This is a genomic window from Pseudomonas sp. MWU12-2029 (assembly GCF_023242425.1).
Classification (GTDB): domain Bacteria; phylum Pseudomonadota; class Gammaproteobacteria; order Pseudomonadales; family Pseudomonadaceae; genus Aquipseudomonas; species Aquipseudomonas kribbensis.
This window is the reverse complement of the sequence record NZ_JALJDY010000003.1, coordinates 50,529-67,227: the sequence shown is the minus strand read 5'-3', so window position 1 is coordinate 67,227 and position 16,699 is coordinate 50,529. Positions and strand designations below refer to the sequence as shown.

Below are 16,699 nucleotides of genomic sequence, written 5' to 3'. Positions count from 1 at the left end.
CTCTCAAAGCAGATGGTTGCGTCTGGCGAACTCACGCAACACCACCTGTGAGCTGACCCCGAGCTTGAGCATCAGGCGAGTCTTGTAGGTACTGATGGTTTTGTGGCTCAGGTTCATCTCCCGAGCGATGTCCTTGTTGGGCTTGCCATGCGCCAATTGCACGAGAATGTGTAACTCGCGATTGGACAATCCTTCGATTTGCTGCCGCTCGTCACTGTGCACACCGGAGTGCCCTGCGTTGACCTCAGGCAATTCCTGAAAATAGCTGTAACCCGAACGGACTGCCTTGATCGCACTCTGCAACTGCTGCAACTCGGCAGACTTGGCCACAAAAGCCATTGCACCTGCACGTCGGCAACGCACCAGGTAGCTGTTCGGATCGGCCGATGAAAAAATCACGACTTTGCAGACCAGCCCGAGGGCGTTGATCCGGTCCAGCACTTCAAGACCGCCCATTCCCTTGAGCTTCAAATCGAGCACGATCAATGTCGGCGCGTGGGCACGGATCATCGGCACCACGTCGACGCCACTCGAAGCGACATGAATCGGTTTATAGCCCAACGACTCCAGAACTATTCTGACGGCCTCGGCTACCACCGGGTGATCATCGACGACCAATGCTGAATCCATGACCACTCCCGGGCGAATACATGTCGATGACGCCACCGATCCTGCATGAACGGGACTACTGGTAGCTGCGCTACGACTGTTACACGGGACGCAAGTCGAAACACCTGTCAGACCTGACAGTTGCGCCATCGGCCGATCTGTGATCTGGCGCTCCATCACGCGAGGGATTTTGCCGGGCACATACGCGATGAACGCTCACGGGAAGCCTCGGCCGACGCCATCAACTGTGTGATGGCGCTCATTGAGGGCAGCGCTTCGTTACAGGTGGTGATCTTCGGCCGAAAGTATCCGGGAACAGCCGATGAGTTCAGCGCTTCGCCATAGACCAGTGCATGCCGGACCTGCGCCAGATCGAACAGAAATCCGTGCAGATCCGGTATTCCACCTGCCAGTTGAGAGTCGGTCACCAGCACATCGAACGGCTCGCAGCCGTAATCGATCAGTGACAGCAGTTCGGTGAAGTTCTGCACCGGTGCGATGCGGTAGTAATCGAGGGCATTGAACATCCGCTCGATCTTCATTCGGTGAAAATGCCGGGTGTCGGCGATCAAAATGCGCAAGGTTTTGTCGGCCATCGTGGAAGTCCCACCAGTCGCTTCAAGTGGCGGCAAGACTACCCAAGCATCGAGGCATACTCTGTAGGACTATTCCGAAAATAACCGTCACTCATCCGGATTGACGGCCACCCATGCCAATGCCGGAAGATGGGCGTTCGCCTGGTTACTCCGTGGTACTCGGACTCCAGAACGCCTGTACCACCAGGTTCGACGTTGAAATCCGCTTCACCAGTGCGTCCAGTTCATCGCCGTCCACCGATGTCGTTGCGAGCGTGGCTTCGATCTCGATTTCGTCGGCACCGAAGGCGTGCACATCGACGTCACTGGCCGGGTAGTTGCTGCGTTCGAGCTCGGCTTCAAGCAAGGCGAACACGGCGGTCTGCTGCGAGCGCCGGGCAATCACATAGACGATGTTGGTGACTTCCGCCGAAACCACATCCAGCGGCTGGCGGTTGATGTTGTTGACGATCGGCCGCAGCAAGGTATTCGCGGCGAGAACGAACAAGGTGCCGAGCACGGCTTCGGCCAGCAGGTCGGCACCGGCACAGGCGCCGACCGCCGCCGAGGTCCAGAGTGTGGCGGCGGTGTTGAGACCGCGCACATTGCCCTCTTCGCGCATGATCACACCGGCGCCGAGAAAACCGATCCCGGACACCACGTAGGCGACCACCCGAACCGCGCCTTCCGCCCCGCCGAGCCGGTTGGCCATGTCGACGAAAATCGCCGCACCGACAGCTACCAGCACGTTGGTGCGCAGACCTGCAGTACGTTGCCGGTACTGGCGCTCGAAACCGATCAGGCCGCCGAGAATAAACGCCGCGCTGAGGCTGACCAGGGTGTCGAGCAGCGAATCGAGGTTGATGTTGTTGATGGCTTGCATGTTGAACTCCTTGAAACCGCCCCCCTTGCTCCCACAAGGGGGGGAATCATTCCTGTTACTGCCAGCCGAAGCGGCGGATGTAGAAGCCTTTCACGGCCTGGGTCAGTGCCATGTACGCCAGCAGGATCACCGGCAGGAACACGAAGTACATCGACGGCAGCGCCTGCAATTTGAAGTAGTGCGCCAGCGGCCCCATCGGCAGGAAGATGCCCACGGCCATGATGATTCCGGTCATCACCAGCAGCGGCATGGCCGCGCGGCTCTGCAGGAACGGAATCTTCGGCGTGCGGATCATGTGCACGATCAGCGTCTGGGTCAGCAGCCCCACCACGAACCAGCCGGACTGGAACAGGGTCTGGTGATCCGGGGTGTTGGCATCAAACACGTACCACATCAAGGCGAACGTTGTGATGTCGAAGATCGAACTGATCGGGCCGAAGAACAGCATGAAGCGCCCCACATCCCCTGGCTGCCAGCGTTGCGGCTGCTTCAGCATTTCGTCGTCGACGTTGTCGAACGGGATCGCAATCTGCGAAATGTCATACAGCAGGTTCTGCACCAGCAGGTGCATCGGCAGCATCGGCAGGAACGGAATGAACGCACTGGCCACCAGTACCGAGAACACGTTGCCGAAGTTCGAGCTGGCGGTCATCTTGATGTACTTGAGCATGTTGGCGAAGGTCCGGCGCCCTTCCAGCACGCCCTCTTCCAATACCATCAGGCTCTTTTCCAGCAGGATGATGTCGGCCGCTTCCTTGGCGATGTCCACCGCGCTGTCCACGGAAATACCGATATCTGCGGTGCGCAGCGCTGGCGCGTCATTGATGCCGTCGCCCATGAACCCGACCACGTGGCCGTTACCCTTGAGGATGCGCACGATGCGTTCCTTGTGGGTCGGCGTCAGCTTGGCGAACACGTTGGTGGTCTCCACCGCCACCGCCAGTTCCGCGTCGCTCATGCGTTCGATGTCGTTGCCCATCAGCAGGCCTTGCTGAGCCAGGCCCACTTCGCGGCAGATCTTGGCGGTCACCAACTCGTTATCGCCGGTCAGTACTTTTACCGCAACGCCATGCTCGGCCAGCGCCTTGAGTGCCGGTGCGGTGCTTTCCTTCGGTGGGTCGAGGAATGCCACATAACCGATCAGTGTCAGTTCCTGCTCGTCGCCCAGGCTGTAAGTGTCGCGACCTTCAGGCATCGACCGTGCCGCCACCGCTACCACGCGCAAGCCTTCAGCGTTGAATGCTGCTGTTACCTGACGAATTCTCGCCAGCAATTCATCGCTCAAGGCTTCGTCGACTTCACCGTGACGAACCCGGGTGCACACCGACAACACTTCTTCCACCGCGCCTTTGCAGATCAACTGATGCGGTTGGCCGTGTCCTTCGACCACCACCGACATGCGCCGGCGATTGAAATCGAACGGGATCTCGTCGACCTTGCGATACGCCGTGCCGACCTTCAGTTCACGGTGGACCTCCACGTGTTCCAGTACCGCCACGTCGAGCAGGTTTTTCAGGCCGGTCTGGTAGTAGCTGTTCAGATAGGCCATTTCCAGCACGTCATCAGAGTCCTCACCCCAGACGTCGACATTGCGCGCCAGGAAGATTTTGTCCTGGGTCAACGTGCCGGTCTTGTCGGTGCACAGCACGTCCATGGCGCCGAAGTTCTGGATCGCGTCCAGGCGTTTGACGATGACTTTCTTGCGCGACAGGAACACCGCGCCCTTGGCCAGAGTCGAGGTGACGATCATCGGCAGCATTTCCGGGGTCAGGCCCACGGCGATCGACAATGCGAACAGCAGCGCTTCGGTCCAGTCACCCTTGGTGAAACCGTTGATGAACAACACCAGCGGCGCCATGACGAACATGAAACGGATCAACAGCCAGCTGACTTTGTTCACCCCTTGCTGGAACGAAGTCACCGCCCGATCGGTTGCCCCGACCCGCAGCGCCAGCGCACCGAAATAGGTGCTGTTGCCGGTGGTGAGAATCACCGCCACCGCTGTCCCGGACACCACGTTGGTGCCCATGAACAGGATGTTTTCCAGCTCCAGCGGGTTGCGCGTATCGCGATCCGCCTGGCGGGGGAATTTCTCTACCGGCATCGATTCGCCGGTCATCGCCGCCTGGCTGACGAACAGATCCTTGGCGCTGAGCACCCGGCAATCGGCGGGAATCATGTCGCCGGCCGAGAGCACGATCAGATCGCCCGGCACCAGTTGCTTGATCGGCAGTTCAGTGCGCGGCGCATCCCGGCGCAGCACGGTCGCGGTGTTGCTGACCATCGCCTTGAGCGCGTCCGCCGCCTGGTTGGATTTGCTTTCCTGCCAGAAGCGCAGCAGGGTCGAGAGCACCACCATCGAGAAAATCACGGTGGCGGCTTTCAGGTCATCGGTCAGCCACGAGATCACCGCCAACAGGGTCAGCAGCAGGTTGAACGGGTTTTTGTAGCAGTGCCACAGGTGGGTCCACCACGGCAGCGGTTGCTCATGCTCGACTTCGTTGAGGCCATGCTGTGCACGCAGCACATCGACTTCGAAATCGGTGAGTCCGTCGGTGTGGGTGCCGAGGTTCGACAGCAGCACGCCGCTGTCGCAATGGGCGGCGTCCACCAACGTATTGGCCAGGGTGGGCGGCACTTCACGGCTGACCGTGGTGTCGCGAAGACTTTCCAGCACGGCCAGACGACGGAAGTGCCGGGCGATGTGACGGGTCCGCAGAAAGCCTGCGAAAAATTCCTTGAGCGTAAGTTTCATGGCTGTTGCCCCTATGGTCAGCCGGGAAACCGTCAAGCAGGTACGTCCAGCCCTCTTGCACCGAAAAATTCGGCACGGCAAGGGTTGGCGCGCCAGTCAAAAAAGACAGGCGTGTCGATAGGGCTGCGATTGCGACAATGAAGTCGAAACCACGCTCTTTTCAGCGTCGATGAGAAGGACGTCGAGACATGGTCTCAGCTGACCATGATCGGGATGCCGCTGCTCGCTGTTCGGCGAGACAACGGCACAAAGGAATGCGCGTTATCTTGCCGAGAATCTGCCGGTTACAAGGACCGGCCGACAACTGTCACTCGAACAAGTACCCACTGTGGGTCTCCGCTATTGATGAAAACGCGCGAAGCTTACGCCCCGATGCCTGGAGAGTAAACCCGTAAAAGGAATGAGATTGGGGGATGTGGAGGTCATTCAGGAAGGGTTCAGGATTGGCCTCGAAACGACTCCCGCGCTCGGCGCGGGAGTCATCAGGAAGTCATCAGCTGGCAGTCGCCAGCAACAAATCCATCACCGAACGGCTATGCCCACGGTTCTTGCCGTGCTCATACAGCGAGCCGGCAATTTCGTCCGCACGGATCGGCAGGATCGACAGCAGCGTATCGCTCAGACCGTGGCTGGCCTGGCAGAAGCCCTGCATGTACAGACCGGCCTTGCAGCGCTCGTCGGTGATCAATTTGTAGTTGCGATCGACCTCGAAGTCGCCCAGGTACTCTTCCAGCGGCGCCAGCAGCTTGCGGTGCATCTGACGTTCGTAACCGGTGGCCAGTACCACGGCGTCGTAGACACGCACGGTGACTTCGCCCGTGGCGTTGTTGCGCACCGCCAGTTCGATGCCGCGCTCGGTAGCGGTGGCTTTCTCGACAGTGGTCAGGGTGCGGAACGCATGGCGCGCAACGCCGGAGACTTTCTGGCGATAGAAGATGCCGTAGATGCGCTCGATCAGGTCGATGTCCACCACCGAGTAGTTGGTGTTGTGGTACTCGTTGACCAGACGCTCACGCTCGCTGCTCTGCTGCTGGAAGATCAGGTCGGTGAATTCCGGCGAGAACACCTCGTTGACGAACGGGCTGTCATCCGCCGGCTTCAGCGCCGAACCGCGCAGGATCATGTCGACCTGCACCGAGGGGAACGAATCGTTCAGGTCGATGAAGGCTTCCGCCGCGCTCTGACCGCCGCCGATGATCGCGATGCTCATTGGCTGGTTGTTGACGCACGGTTGTTTGGCCATCTCTGCCAGGTATTGCGAGTGATGGAATACCCGGGCATCGCCCTTGAGCGCCTTGAACGATTCGGGAATGCGCGGGGTGCCACCAGCGCTGACCACAACGGAACGTGCGGTGCGCACGAATTGCTGGCCGTCGGTGCCACGGGAAATCACTCGCAACGCTTCGACCTGATGGTTGTGCAGCACCGGCTCGATGGTCAGCACCTCTTCGCCATAACGACTCTGTTCGGTGAACTGCGCGGCGACCCAGCGCAGATAGTCGTTGTACTCCATGCGGCACGGGTAGAAGGTGCCGAGGTTGATGAAGTCCACCAGACGACCGTGGTGCTTGAGGTAATTGACGAACGAGTACGGGCTGGTCGGGTTGCGCAGGGTCACCAGATCCTTGAGGAAGGAAATCTGCAATTCGCTCTGGGTCGACAGCGTATTGCCGTGCCAGCTGTAGGTCGGTTGCTTGTCGAGAAACAGCACATCCAGCTCGCCGAGGGTCGGAGCACGCTCCTGCAGAGCGATGGCCAGCGCCAGGTTCGAAGGGCCGAAACCGACGCCGATCAGATCGTGAACGATGGGCGATGCAATTGCCTGTGTCATTTCCAGTGTCCTCTGGATGAACCCCCGAACAGCGCGGAGGAAGAGCTTGGGTGACCGGCCGGCCCGGGACAGGACAACAGGTCGTCTGTTGAGTAGGAACGAGGACAGTGAAATAAAATTTAACGCAGGGGCTTCAGTGAGCATCCCATTGCTTGATTCGCTGGCGGCAATGCTTCATGGCGTTGACGATGTGCTTTTCCACCAGGGCCTTGGAAATGCCAAGGCGTTCGGCGATCTCGGGATGGGACATGCCTTCGATCTTGCGCAGCAGAAAACTGTCGCGGCACAGCGGCGCAAGCTCGGCCAATGCGCGTTGCAACATGTCCAGGCGCTGACCATGGTCGAGGGTGCTGTGGGGGGACGGGGTGAAATAGCGCTCTTCGCTGTCGAGCACTTCCAGCGATTCGACCTGACGCAGGGCATTGCGCCGATGATCATCGATCACCAGATTCAACGCGGTGCGATAGAGGAAAGCCCGGGGTTGTTCGATCGGCGTATCGCTGGAACGCTCCAGTACCCGCACATAGGCGTCATGCACCACATCTTCGGCCACCTGTCGGTTGCCGAGCTTGGCGTTCAGGAAACACACCAGCTCGCGATAGTAGTTTTCCAACATGACTCCCGGCCGCTCGAGTGCGGGTCCTGTCCTTGAGCACACCGTTTTTTCGGGCCCCGCGAAGCGGTAGCACGATGGTGGCAACGTGAGGCGCGTAATTTATAGTAATTCTCATATAGATTTAAAGTGGTGATTCTCCTTCGCTGACAAATAGCCCGTTCCCGCAACCTGTAACTTCGTGTGTGAACACTTAAATTCCCTTGCACATGCATCGTTTACAGGACAGCTCCCCCGTGTCTGTCGTGCCTTGCGACAGCGTTCAGCGACCGACCGAACCTGTTCACCTGCTGAACGACGGGCCGAATTCCACTGGCCGGAACCCTGCATGAAACGTCCCCTCCCCGCCCGCCGTGCCCTGTTCGTTGCCCTTTGCCTGATCCCCGTCATCGCGGTTGCCGCGTGGCAGGTACTGCCGCCCGGTCGTGAAACGCTTGCCACCGTTCAAGTGACCCGTGGCGACATCGAAAACAGCGTGACCGCCCTGGGCACCCTGCAACCACGTCGCTATGTGGATGTCGGTGCGCAGGCGTCCGGGCAGATCCAGAAAATTCACGTCGAGGCCGGTGATGTGGTCAAGGAAGGCCAGTTGCTCGTGGAAATCGACCCCTCCACGCAAAAGGCCAAGCTCGACGCCGGTCGGTTCTCCATCGAGAACCTGAAGGCGCAGTTGCAGGAACAACGCGCCCAGCATGAGCTGGCGCAGCAGAAATACCAGCGTCAGCAGAAACTCGCTGCCGGGGGCGCCACCCGCGAGGAAGACGTCCAGACCGCCCGGGCCGAAGTACGCGCCACCCAGGCCCGGATCGACATGTTCCAGGCACAGATCCGTCAGGCCCAGGCCAGTCTGCGCAGTGACGAGGCCGAGCTTGGCTACACACGCATCTACGCGCCGATGTCCGGCACAGTGGTGGCCGTGGGTGCCCGGGAAGGCCAGACACTTAACGCGCAACAACAGACCCCGTTGATTCTGCGGATCGCACGGCTTTCCCCGATGACCGTGTGGGCCGAGGTTTCCGAAGCCGACATCGGTCACGTCAAGCCGGGCATGACGGCTTACTTCACGACCCTCAGTGGCGGCACCCGGCGCTGGAGCAGCACCGTGCGGCAGATCCTGCCGGTGCCGCCGCGTCCGCTCGAACAGAGTCAGGGCGCCAGTCCCACCAGTGGTCGCAGCGGTAGCGAACGGGTGGTGCTTTACACGGTATTGCTGGATGTCGAAAACACCGACAACAGCCTGATGACCGACATGACGGCCCAGGTGTTCTTCGTTTCACAGCAGGCGCAAAACACCCTGACCGTGCCCACCGCTGCCCTGCAGCGCAGCAGCCGTGCGGAATGGCAATCGGCGCAGGTCGTCGCCGCCAATGGCGAGATTCAATCCCGGGAAGTCCGGATCGGCATCCGCGACCGCTTGCGCACGCAAATCCTCGAAGGGCTTGCCGAAGGCGATCACGTCCTGAGCAGTCCGGCCACCGGCAACGGAGGCTGAATGCAAACGCCCCTGATTGACCTGCAGCAGATCCGCAAAGCCTACGGCGGCGGCGACAGCCCGCTGGTGGAAGTGCTGCGCGGCATTGATCTGTCGATTCATGCCGGCGAATTCGTGGCGATCGTCGGTGCATCCGGCTCCGGCAAATCGACACTGATGAACATTCTCGGCTGCCTCGACCGTCCCAGCAGTGGCGAGTACCTGTTTGCCGGGGAAAATGTCGCCCGGCTGGACACCGACGCCCTGGCCTGGCTGCGCCGCGAAGCGTTCGGATTCGTGTTCCAGGGTTATCACCTGATCCCGTCCGGTTCAGCCCAGGAAAACGTCGAGATGCCGGCGATCTATGCCGGCACTCCCGCCACCGAACGTCACGCCCGGGCCCACGCCCTGCTCACCCGCCTGGGCCTCGGCAGCCGCACCGCCAACCGGCCGCACCAGCTCTCCGGCGGACAACAGCAGCGGGTGTCAATTGCCCGGGCGCTGATGAATGGCGGCCATATCATTCTTGCCGACGAACCCACTGGTGCGCTGGACAGCCACAGTGGCGCCGAAGTCATGACCCTGCTCGATGAGCTGGCGGATCAGGGCCACGTGGTGATCCTCATCACCCACGACCGCGAAGTCGCGCAACGCGCCAAACGCATCATCGAAATCCGCGACGGCCTGATCATCAGCGATACCGCCAACCCGCAATCGCCTGCCACACCCGCCGCCGGTTCCGGCACATTGCAAGCCGTGGATCTGCGCGAGCGTCTGACCACCGGCAGCACCCAGAGCGGCGCCTGGAAAGGCGAACTGGTGGATGCCGTGCAAGCGGCCTGGCGCGTCATGTGGGTCAACCGCTTCCGCACCGCGCTGACCCTGCTGGGGATCGTCATCGGCGTCGCGTCCGTGGTGGTCATGCTGGCGGTGGGCGAAGGCAGCAAGCGCCAGGTGATGGCGCAGATGGGGGCATTCGGCTCCAACATCATCTATCTCAGCGGCGCGGCGCCCAACCCGCGCACACCGCCGGGCATCATCACCCTCGATGACGTCGCCGAACTGGCCGCCCTGCCTCAGGTTGAACGCATCATGCCGGTCAACGGCGCCACCGCCGGCGTGCGTTTCGGCAATGCCGACCACACCAGTTACGTAGGTGGCAACGACACCAACTTCCCGACCATCTTCAACTGGCCGGTGATCCAGGGCAGCTATTTCACCCAGGCCGATGAAGACAGCGCCGCTGCCGTCGCGGTGATCGGGACCAAGGTGCGCGACAAACTGCTCAAGGACGTTGCCGACCCTGTCGGTCAGTACATCCTGATCGAAAACGTGCCGTTCCAGGTGCTCGGGGTGCTCGCGGAAAAAGGCTCCAGCTCCGGCGACTCGGACAGTGACAACCGGATCGCCGTGCCCTACTCCGCCGCCAGCATGCGCCTGTTCGGCAGCCGCAATCCGGAATACGTGGTGATTGCCGCGCGGGATGCGCGCCGGGTCAAGGAAGCCGAGCACGCCATCGAACTAGCGATGCTGCGCCGGCACAACGGGAAGAAGGATTTCGAGCTGACCAACAACGCCGCGATGATCCAGGCCGAGGCCCGTACCCAGGGCACGCTGTCGCTGATGCTCGGGGCGATTGCCGCCATTTCCCTGTTGGTGGGTGGTATCGGCGTGATGAACATCATGCTCATGACCGTGCGCGAACGCACCCGGGAAATCGGTATCCGCATGGCCACCGGCGCCCGTCAGCGCGACATTCTGCGCCAGTTCCTGACCGAAGCGGTGATGCTCTCGGTGGTCGGCGGCATTACCGGCATCAGCCTGGCGATGCTGGTCGGCGGTGTGCTGCAACTCAGCGGTGTGGCCATGGCGTTCCAGTGGATCGCTGTGATCGGCGCCTTCGGTTGCGCGCTGGCCACCGGCGTCATCTTCGGCTTCATGCCGGCCCGCAAGGCCGCCCGGCTCGACCCGGTCAAGGCCCTCACCAGTGAATGATCGACCTATGAAAGCCCACCTGACACTTCTCGCCGCCAGCGTTTTGCTGGCAGCCTGCGGCAGCCCCGCGCCGCGCCCCGACAGCGGCCTGCAACCACCGCCGGCATGGCAATCGCCGGAACATCCGGGCGCCAGCCAGAGCGATCGACAATGGTGGACGCACTTCGGCAGCACGGAACTCGATCAACTGATCGACCAGGCAAGACTGGGCAGCCATGACCTGGCCGCCGCCGTCGCCCGGGTCAGGCAGGCCCAGGCCGGTGCGACCATCGCCGGTGCCCCGCTGCTGCCGGAAATCAAGGCCGGCCTGAATGCCAACCGGCAGAAACTCCTGCACGGCAAAGGCTACAGCCAACTCGATGTGAACCCGAACAAACGCTCGCTGGATTATTACGATGCCGAGTTGAGCGCCAGTTACGAAATCGACTTCTGGGGCGGCAAACGCGCCGCCCGGGACAGCGCGGTGTTCGCCGTGCAGGCCAGCGAGTTCGATCGCTCGACGGTAGAACTGACCCTGCAAAGCGCCGTCGCCAACAGCTACACCCAGGCCTTGGCGCTGCGTGAGCAGGCGCGAATTGCCGAGCTCAACCTGGCCAATGCGCAGAACGTGCTGCATCTGGTGCAGACCCGCTACGACGCTGGCGGCGCCACGGCGCTGGAGCTGGCTCAGCAAAAAAGCCTGGTCGCCGAGCAACAACGCAAACTGCCGTTGACTCAACAACAGGCGCGCGAGGCCCTGATCACCCTGGCTGCATTGCTCGGCCAACCCGTGCAGGAATTGCCGTCGCCCAAGCAGTCGTTCGCCCGATTGCAATGGCCGGACATTGCCAGCGGCGTACCCAGCGAGCTGCTGCAACGACGCCCGGACATCGCCAGCGCCGAAGCAAAACTGGCCGCTGCCCAGGCGGATGTCACCGTTGCCCGCGCCGCCATGCTGCCCAAGCTGACGCTGACCGCCAGCCTGGGCACCGGCGCCGACCTCGCGGCGGATTTGTTGCGCACCACTTTCTACAATCTGTCGTCGGGCCTGGTGGCGCCGATCTTCAACAACGGTCGCCTCAGCGCCGAGCGCGACAAGGCCACGGCGCGTCAGGAAGAGCTGCTGGAAACCTATCGCGGCGCGATCATCAATGGCTTTGCGGACGTCGAAAAAGCCCTCACGAGCATTCGCGCCCTCGATGAACAACGTCAGTGGCAAAGCGAAGAACTGCGCCAGGCACAGACCGCGTTCGACATTGCCCAGAGCCGCTATCAGGCCGGTGCCGAGGATCTGCTGACGGTGCTGCAGACCCAGCGCACGCTGTACGCCGCCCAGGACTTGAACGTGCAACTGCGGCTGTCACGCCTGCAGGCCAGCATTGCGCTGTACAAGGCGCTGGGCGGGGGCTGGCAAGTGATCTGAAAACAGCCCGGTTCAAGGCAAAAAAAATCGCAGCCCGGTGGCTGCGATTTTTTTGTCTTCAGAGCTGTCGCCCTTTGACCTTCAGATGCCTGGCGTACCACGGCCGCTGCGGAATCCGGCGAAACAGATCGGCCATGTTGTTTTCATCGCCGAAGGTGATGCGCAGTGCCAGTTTCATGGTTTCCGGGTCCATCTCCACCGAGCGCCCCACCTGCAGGCCGGGAACGGTGCTGCAACCATGGGTGTCCGGGCCGAGCCACGGGTCATCGACCTCGACCCATCGTCCCGGCGCAAACCATGGCACGCCATTGACCTGCAGACGGCTCACTTCACCCGGATGGAAGCGTTCGTGAGCGCGATACCAGTCCTCGATGCGGTCGTCGATCCAGCCATGGAAACGCCAGAACACCGGGTTCACATGGGAGGAAAACGGGTCGCCGAGGAAGTCGTTTTCGGCGGCGTACCAACGGGCCGCGAAGTCCGCCTGATCCCGGGCCATCGGCAGCGGAATATCGTTGGAAGGATCGCGCGCCACTGACGCCCAGCGCATGTGCAGCCAGTCGTGCAGGCCCAGTTCGACTTCCGAGCCGAACTGGCCGAGGGTCAGTTTCGAGAGATAGCGCGGATCGGTGTACTGCGACTCCCAGACCTGGAAGTTGCTGTGATAGGTCTCGGCGGCCTTGATGTCGCTGACCCACTTTGTGTATTCGTCATCGCCCTCCGCCAGCCAGGTCGGCGGCAAGGCGTTGCCGTCGTGGTTGTCGAAATAGCGGGCAAAACCCTGACGGTCACGTTCCAGTTCCGGTTGCGGCGCGGGAAATCTCGACCACGACGGCAGATCCTGCATCGAACGGGCGACGCCCAGCATGTGCCGATGCATGAAGAAAAAATCGACGCCCGAACCGTTGCGATCCTTGCGCGGGCCACGCGCATCGCGCTCCTTGTCCCGGGGGCCGGGTTGCCAGCCGATGCCGCGCAACGCGTCGCGTTTTTTCTCCGACAGCTTGTGCCACTTGTCCCGCGAGGCATGCCAGAGCTGGTGAAACAGGCGATGTTCGGGCGACACCAGCCACGCCAGCAATGTCGGGTTCAGGCCGGTCCGCTCGCGGGCCTCGGGGAAGCGGCGCTTGATGGCGATGAAACGATTGTCGAGTTCCGGCAGAGCCAGCGGCCGGTCCAGCCGCAGCACCTGCCCGGTAAACGTACCGCTGCCGGCATTGCCGAAGGCCGCCCAGACTTCGTCCAGCTTGACCCTGAACTCATAGACTGCCGGCGCTTGCGGCATGTCCGTACGCATCAGGCGCCAGTAAAGCTCCGCGCCATTGCCAGGGGCCAGATCGCCAATGACTTCATAGTGCGGCGAGCCGTCGGTACGCAAGCGAGGGCCGGTATCGAGACACCCGCGCAAACCACGCCCGCGCTGGGCAATATCGAGAAACAACTCCAGGCCTTCACGGGGCAGGCCGTCGAGTCCGGCATTGGCCCCCGTGAAGCGGATGTCCCAGATCCCGCGCAGGTTGTCGGCCAGTTGCTGCCCGGCGGTGTCCGCCAGATCGACCGTGGCCTCGCCCGGCGTGATCGGCTCCTCCTCGCGGGTCAGCTCACGATGTGCATAAAAAGCGGCAGGCAGCGCAGCGCCCGTGAGTGCCATGCCCGCCATGAACCAGCGTCGAGAGATCGTCATTGCCCTACCTGTGTCAGCCATGAAGCAGGCTTTATCCAAGCTAGAACGTTTGCTGGATCGGTAAATTTATCGCTGTCCGAAAAGAACCTCTTCATGCCCGGCTGTCTTCGCCCGTTGTTTTGCCGCCACGCTAAATTCTTTGTCGCCTCAGTCGTTCCTCCCAGATAGCAAAGGCCCCTGCGCCTGTAACTCGACGGCGAACCTGAATGAGATGGCAATGACAAAACCGCGTTCGAAAAAGGCTCTATACATCGGCCTGCCGCTGGCCATGGCAATCAGTGCCGGCGCAGGCTTCCTGGCCTGGGATTACTGGTTCAGGGACAACCCCGGCTACCCGGTCAAGGTGATGAAACAGGCCACCGAACTGCAGGACCGGATCCTGTCCTTCGACAGCCACATCACCGTGCCCCTGAGTTTCGGCGCTCACGGCAATGAAGCCGACAAGGATGGCTCCGGGCAGTTCGACCTGATCAAGGCCAATCGTGGACGGTTGTCCGGCGCGGCACTGACCGTGTTCGGCTGGCCGGAGATGTGGAACGGCCCGAACGCGCCGCACCGCCCTACCGACGGTTTCGTCGAAGAGGCGCGCAATCAGCAGGAGGTGCGTTACAAGATCATTTCCGGGCTGGTGCGCGACTTTCCCAATCAGGTCGGCATCGCCTACACCCCTGACGATTTCCGCCGACTGCACGGCGAAGGCAAGTTTGCGATCTTCATCAGCATGCTCAACGCCTACCCGCTGGGCAACGACCTGAGCAAACTGGACTTGTGGGCCGGTCGTGGCATGCGCATGTTCGGCTTCAGCTACATCGGCAACAACAGCTGGGCGGACTCTTCGCGCCCGCTGCCGTTTTTCAATGATTCCCCGGATGCGCTCGACGGTCTCTCCGATATCGGCAAACAGGCCGTGCACCGCCTCAATGACCTGGGCGTGATCATCGATGTCTCGCAGATGTCGACCAAGGGCCTGGAACAGGTCGCGCAACTGAGCCGCACCCCGCTGGTGGCTTCGCACTCGGCGCCGAGAGCGGCCGTGGACATTCCGCGCAACCTCAGCGACAAGGAATTGCAGCTGATCAAGAACAGCGGCGGCGTGGTGCAGGTGGTCGGCTTTTCGCAATATCTCAAGCCGCTGACCCAGGGCACCCAGGACAAGCTCAACGCGTTGCGTGCACGTTTCGATCTGCCGCCACTGCCGAACCTGGCCATGGCCCTGATGCCGGGCGACCCGATCATCACCGCCTGGTCGGAGCAGAAACTCGGCCAGTACGCCAGCGGCCTGTACGGGATTCTCGAAGAAGAGCCGAAAGCCACCCTCAAGGATCTCGGCGACGCCATCGACTACACCGTGCGCAAGATCGGCATCGACCACGTCGGCATCGCTTCCGACTTCAATGACGGCGGCGGCATCAAGGGTTGGGAGAACGTCGGCGAGATCCGCAACGTCACCGCCGAACTGATCCAGCGCGGTTACTCCGAAGCGGACATCGCCAAGCTGTGGGGCGGCAATTTCCTGCGTGTCTGGGAACAGGTACAGAAAGCCGCCAGACCCGCGCTGCTTTCGCGCCAGGACACGACCCGACCATGACCGACCGCCGCACTTTCCTGAAACAGGCCGGCGTACTGGCGGCCACCCTGCCGCTGGGCGTCAGCCTGGCTACACCGGCCCGGGCGGAGGATCCGCAGGCCTCGCCGCAAGACAAATGGGCGACCCTGCGCGGGATGTTCGAACAGGATCCGGACGCGATCCACTTCGCCAACTTTCTGGTGACATCGCACCCAAGACCCGTGCGCGAAGCCATCGCTCGCTACCGTGCGGACATCGACCGCAATCCGGGCCTGGCCATGGATTGGGATCTGGGCGTCACCGAACAGCGCGAGGAGAACGTGCGGGTCTGGGCCGGCAAATACCTGCAGGCCAGGCCGAGCCAGATCGCCCTCACCGGCAGCACCACCGAAGGTCTGGCAATGATCTACGGCAGCGTGCAGGTGCGCCCGGACCAGGAAATCCTGACCACGGTTCACGAGCATTACTCGACCCGCAACATCCTCGATTTCCGCACCGCCCGCGACGGCACCCGGGTGCGCAAACTCAAGCTGTTCGAGAACCCGCAAGACGTGTCGATGGACCAGGTGCTCGACACTATCAATCGCAATATCCGCCCCGAAACCCGCGTCCTCGGCATGACCTGGGTGCATTCGGGCAGCGGCGTGAAACTGCCGATCGGCGACATCGCCCGCCTCGTCGACGAACACAACCGGAATCGGGACGACAAGGACCGGATCATTTACGTGGTCGACGGCGTGCACGGTTTCGGCGTCGAAGACCTGGATTTCCCGCAGATGAATTGCGACTTCTTCATCGCCGGCACGCACAAATGGATGTTCGGCCCGCGCGGCACCGGCATCGTCTGCAGTCGCAGCGACGAAGTGAAATACGTCAGCCCCAGCGTGCCGACTTTTTCCGAAGCCACGACCTTCGCCAACACCATGACGCCGGGCGGCTATCACGCCTTCGAACACCGCTGGGCGGTGGACGAAGCGTTCAAGCTGCACCTGCAACTGGGCAAGGCCGACGTGCAGGCCCGCATCCATCAGCTCAACAGTTACCTGAAACAGCGTTTGCAGGAACAGCCAGGAATCGAACTGGTGACGCCGGTCGATCCGAAGTTTTCGGCCGGTTTCAGTTTCTTCCGGGTCAAGGGTCGCGACAGCGATGACATCGCCGCCCGCCTGATGAAAAACCGCGTGGTCTGCGATGCGGTCAGCCGCGACGTCGGCCCGGTGATCCGTACCGCGCCCGGCCTGCTCAACACTGAAGCCGAAGTAGACCGTTTCCTCGATTTGCTGGGCAAGACGCTGCGCGCCTGAACCCTGCGCC

General features: G+C 61.8%; 12 protein-coding genes. 5 read left to right on the top strand and 7 right to left on the bottom strand.

Translation table 11 applies throughout. The annotated features are described in order from the left end of the window. Positions 1-3: 3 nt before the first annotated feature. The 6 genes from M5B44_RS08045 to M5B44_RS08020 all read right to left on the bottom strand — a co-directional run bounded on the left by M5B44_RS08045 (position 4) and on the right by M5B44_RS08020 (position 7,269). On the bottom strand, positions 4-630 hold the full coding sequence (locus M5B44_RS08045; protein ID WP_248738777.1) for a response regulator transcription factor: 627 nt from the start codon (positions 628-630) through the stop codon (positions 4-6). A 155-nt stretch (positions 631-785) separates the two neighbouring features. Beyond that, on the bottom strand, positions 786-1,205 hold the full coding sequence (locus M5B44_RS08040) for a chemotaxis protein CheY (RefSeq protein WP_248738776.1): 420 nt from the start codon (positions 1,203-1,205) through the stop codon (positions 786-788). Positions 1,206-1,350: 145 nt separating this feature from the next. Further along, positions 1,351-2,067, bottom strand: a complete 717-nt coding sequence (locus M5B44_RS08035) for an MgtC/SapB family protein (protein WP_085711975.1) — start codon at positions 2,065-2,067, stop codon at positions 1,351-1,353. A gap of 55 nt (positions 2,068-2,122) precedes the next feature. Continuing rightward, the gene (gene mgtA / locus M5B44_RS08030) at positions 2,123-4,822 is read right to left on the bottom strand and encodes a magnesium-translocating P-type ATPase (protein ID WP_248738775.1); all 2,700 of its coding nucleotides are present in this window, start codon (positions 4,820-4,822) and stop codon (positions 2,123-2,125) included. Positions 4,823-5,315: 493 nt separating this feature from the next. Then, on the bottom strand, positions 5,316-6,653 hold the full coding sequence (locus tag M5B44_RS08025) for a lysine N(6)-hydroxylase/L-ornithine N(5)-oxygenase family protein (RefSeq protein ID WP_114882083.1): 1,338 nt from the start codon (positions 6,651-6,653) through the stop codon (positions 5,316-5,318). Between the two features lie 133 nt (positions 6,654-6,786). Continuing rightward, positions 6,787-7,269, bottom strand: a complete 483-nt coding sequence (locus tag M5B44_RS08020) for a sigma-70 family RNA polymerase sigma factor (RefSeq protein WP_134826047.1) — start codon at positions 7,267-7,269, stop codon at positions 6,787-6,789. Between the two features lie 325 nt (positions 7,270-7,594). Here M5B44_RS08020 and M5B44_RS08015 point away from each other — a divergent pair, with 325 nt between their 5' ends. From M5B44_RS08015 to M5B44_RS08005, 3 genes are read left to right on the top strand one after another with little or no spacing between them, the layout of a single operon-like run. Beyond that, the gene (locus M5B44_RS08015) at positions 7,595-8,758 is read left to right on the top strand and encodes an efflux RND transporter periplasmic adaptor subunit (RefSeq protein WP_248738774.1); all 1,164 of its coding nucleotides are present in this window, start codon (positions 7,595-7,597) and stop codon (positions 8,756-8,758) included. Next, positions 8,759-10,732, top strand: coding sequence for a MacB family efflux pump subunit (locus tag M5B44_RS08010; RefSeq protein ID WP_248738773.1), 1,974 nt, complete (start codon positions 8,759-8,761; stop codon positions 10,730-10,732). A 7-nt stretch (positions 10,733-10,739) separates the two neighbouring features. Beyond that, positions 10,740-12,134, top strand: coding sequence for an efflux transporter outer membrane subunit (locus M5B44_RS08005; protein WP_248738772.1), 1,395 nt, complete (start codon positions 10,740-10,742; stop codon positions 12,132-12,134). A 58-nt stretch (positions 12,135-12,192) separates the two neighbouring features. Here M5B44_RS08005 and M5B44_RS08000 read toward each other — a convergent pair whose 3' ends face one another. After that, positions 12,193-13,818 carry a PvdJ/PvdD/PvdP-like protein gene (locus M5B44_RS08000; RefSeq protein ID WP_248738771.1) on the bottom strand — a complete coding sequence of 542 codons (1,626 nt, stop codon included), beginning with the start codon at positions 13,816-13,818 and terminating at the stop codon, positions 12,193-12,195. Between the two features lie 217 nt (positions 13,819-14,035). On the opposite strand from M5B44_RS08000, the gene pvdM reads away from it, so the two are divergent. Together pvdM and M5B44_RS07990 are read left to right on the top strand one after the other, a co-directional pair. Next, positions 14,036-15,406 carry a pyoverdine-tailoring dipeptidase-like protein PvdM gene (gene pvdM / locus M5B44_RS07995; protein WP_114882077.1) on the top strand — a complete coding sequence of 457 codons (1,371 nt, stop codon included), beginning with the start codon at positions 14,036-14,038 and terminating at the stop codon, positions 15,404-15,406. Further along, on the top strand, positions 15,403-16,689 hold the full coding sequence (locus M5B44_RS07990; protein ID WP_248738770.1) for an aminotransferase class V-fold PLP-dependent enzyme: 1,287 nt from the start codon (positions 15,403-15,405) through the stop codon (positions 16,687-16,689). The genes pvdM and M5B44_RS07990 overlap by 4 nt, the downstream gene beginning before the upstream one ends. Positions 16,690-16,699: the final 10 nt, after the last annotated feature.

Excerpts from the sequence above, each read along its gene's own strand:
- M5B44_RS08015 (WP_248738774.1), top strand. The coding sequence starts at position 7,595 with ATGAAACGTCCCCTCCCCGCCCGCCGTGCCCTGTTCGTTGCCCTTTGC.
- M5B44_RS07990 (WP_248738770.1), top strand. The coding sequence starts at position 15,403 with ATGACCGACCGCCGCACTTTCCTGAAACAGGCCGGCGTACTGGCGGCC.
- M5B44_RS08040 (WP_248738776.1), bottom strand. The coding sequence starts at position 1,205 with ATGGCCGACAAAACCTTGCGCATTTTGATCGCCGACACCCGGCATTTT.
- M5B44_RS08025 (WP_114882083.1), bottom strand. The coding sequence starts at position 6,653 with ATGACACAGGCAATTGCATCGCCCATCGTTCACGATCTGATCGGCGTC.
- M5B44_RS08000 (WP_248738771.1), bottom strand. The coding sequence starts at position 13,818 with ATGACGATCTCTCGACGCTGGTTCATGGCGGGCATGGCACTCACGGGC.
- mgtA (WP_248738775.1), bottom strand. The coding sequence starts at position 4,822 with ATGAAACTTACGCTCAAGGAATTTTTCGCAGGCTTTCTGCGGACCCGT.
- pvdM (WP_114882077.1), top strand. The coding sequence starts at position 14,036 with ATGACAAAACCGCGTTCGAAAAAGGCTCTATACATCGGCCTGCCGCTG.
- M5B44_RS08005 (WP_248738772.1), top strand. The coding sequence starts at position 10,740 with ATGAAAGCCCACCTGACACTTCTCGCCGCCAGCGTTTTGCTGGCAGCC.
- M5B44_RS08045 (WP_248738777.1), bottom strand. The coding sequence starts at position 630 with ATGGATTCAGCATTGGTCGTCGATGATCACCCGGTGGTAGCCGAGGCC.
- M5B44_RS08035 (WP_085711975.1), bottom strand. The coding sequence starts at position 2,067 with ATGCAAGCCATCAACAACATCAACCTCGATTCGCTGCTCGACACCCTG.
- M5B44_RS08010 (WP_248738773.1), top strand. The coding sequence starts at position 8,759 with ATGCAAACGCCCCTGATTGACCTGCAGCAGATCCGCAAAGCCTACGGC.
- M5B44_RS08020 (WP_134826047.1), bottom strand. The coding sequence starts at position 7,269 with ATGTTGGAAAACTACTATCGCGAGCTGGTGTGTTTCCTGAACGCCAAG.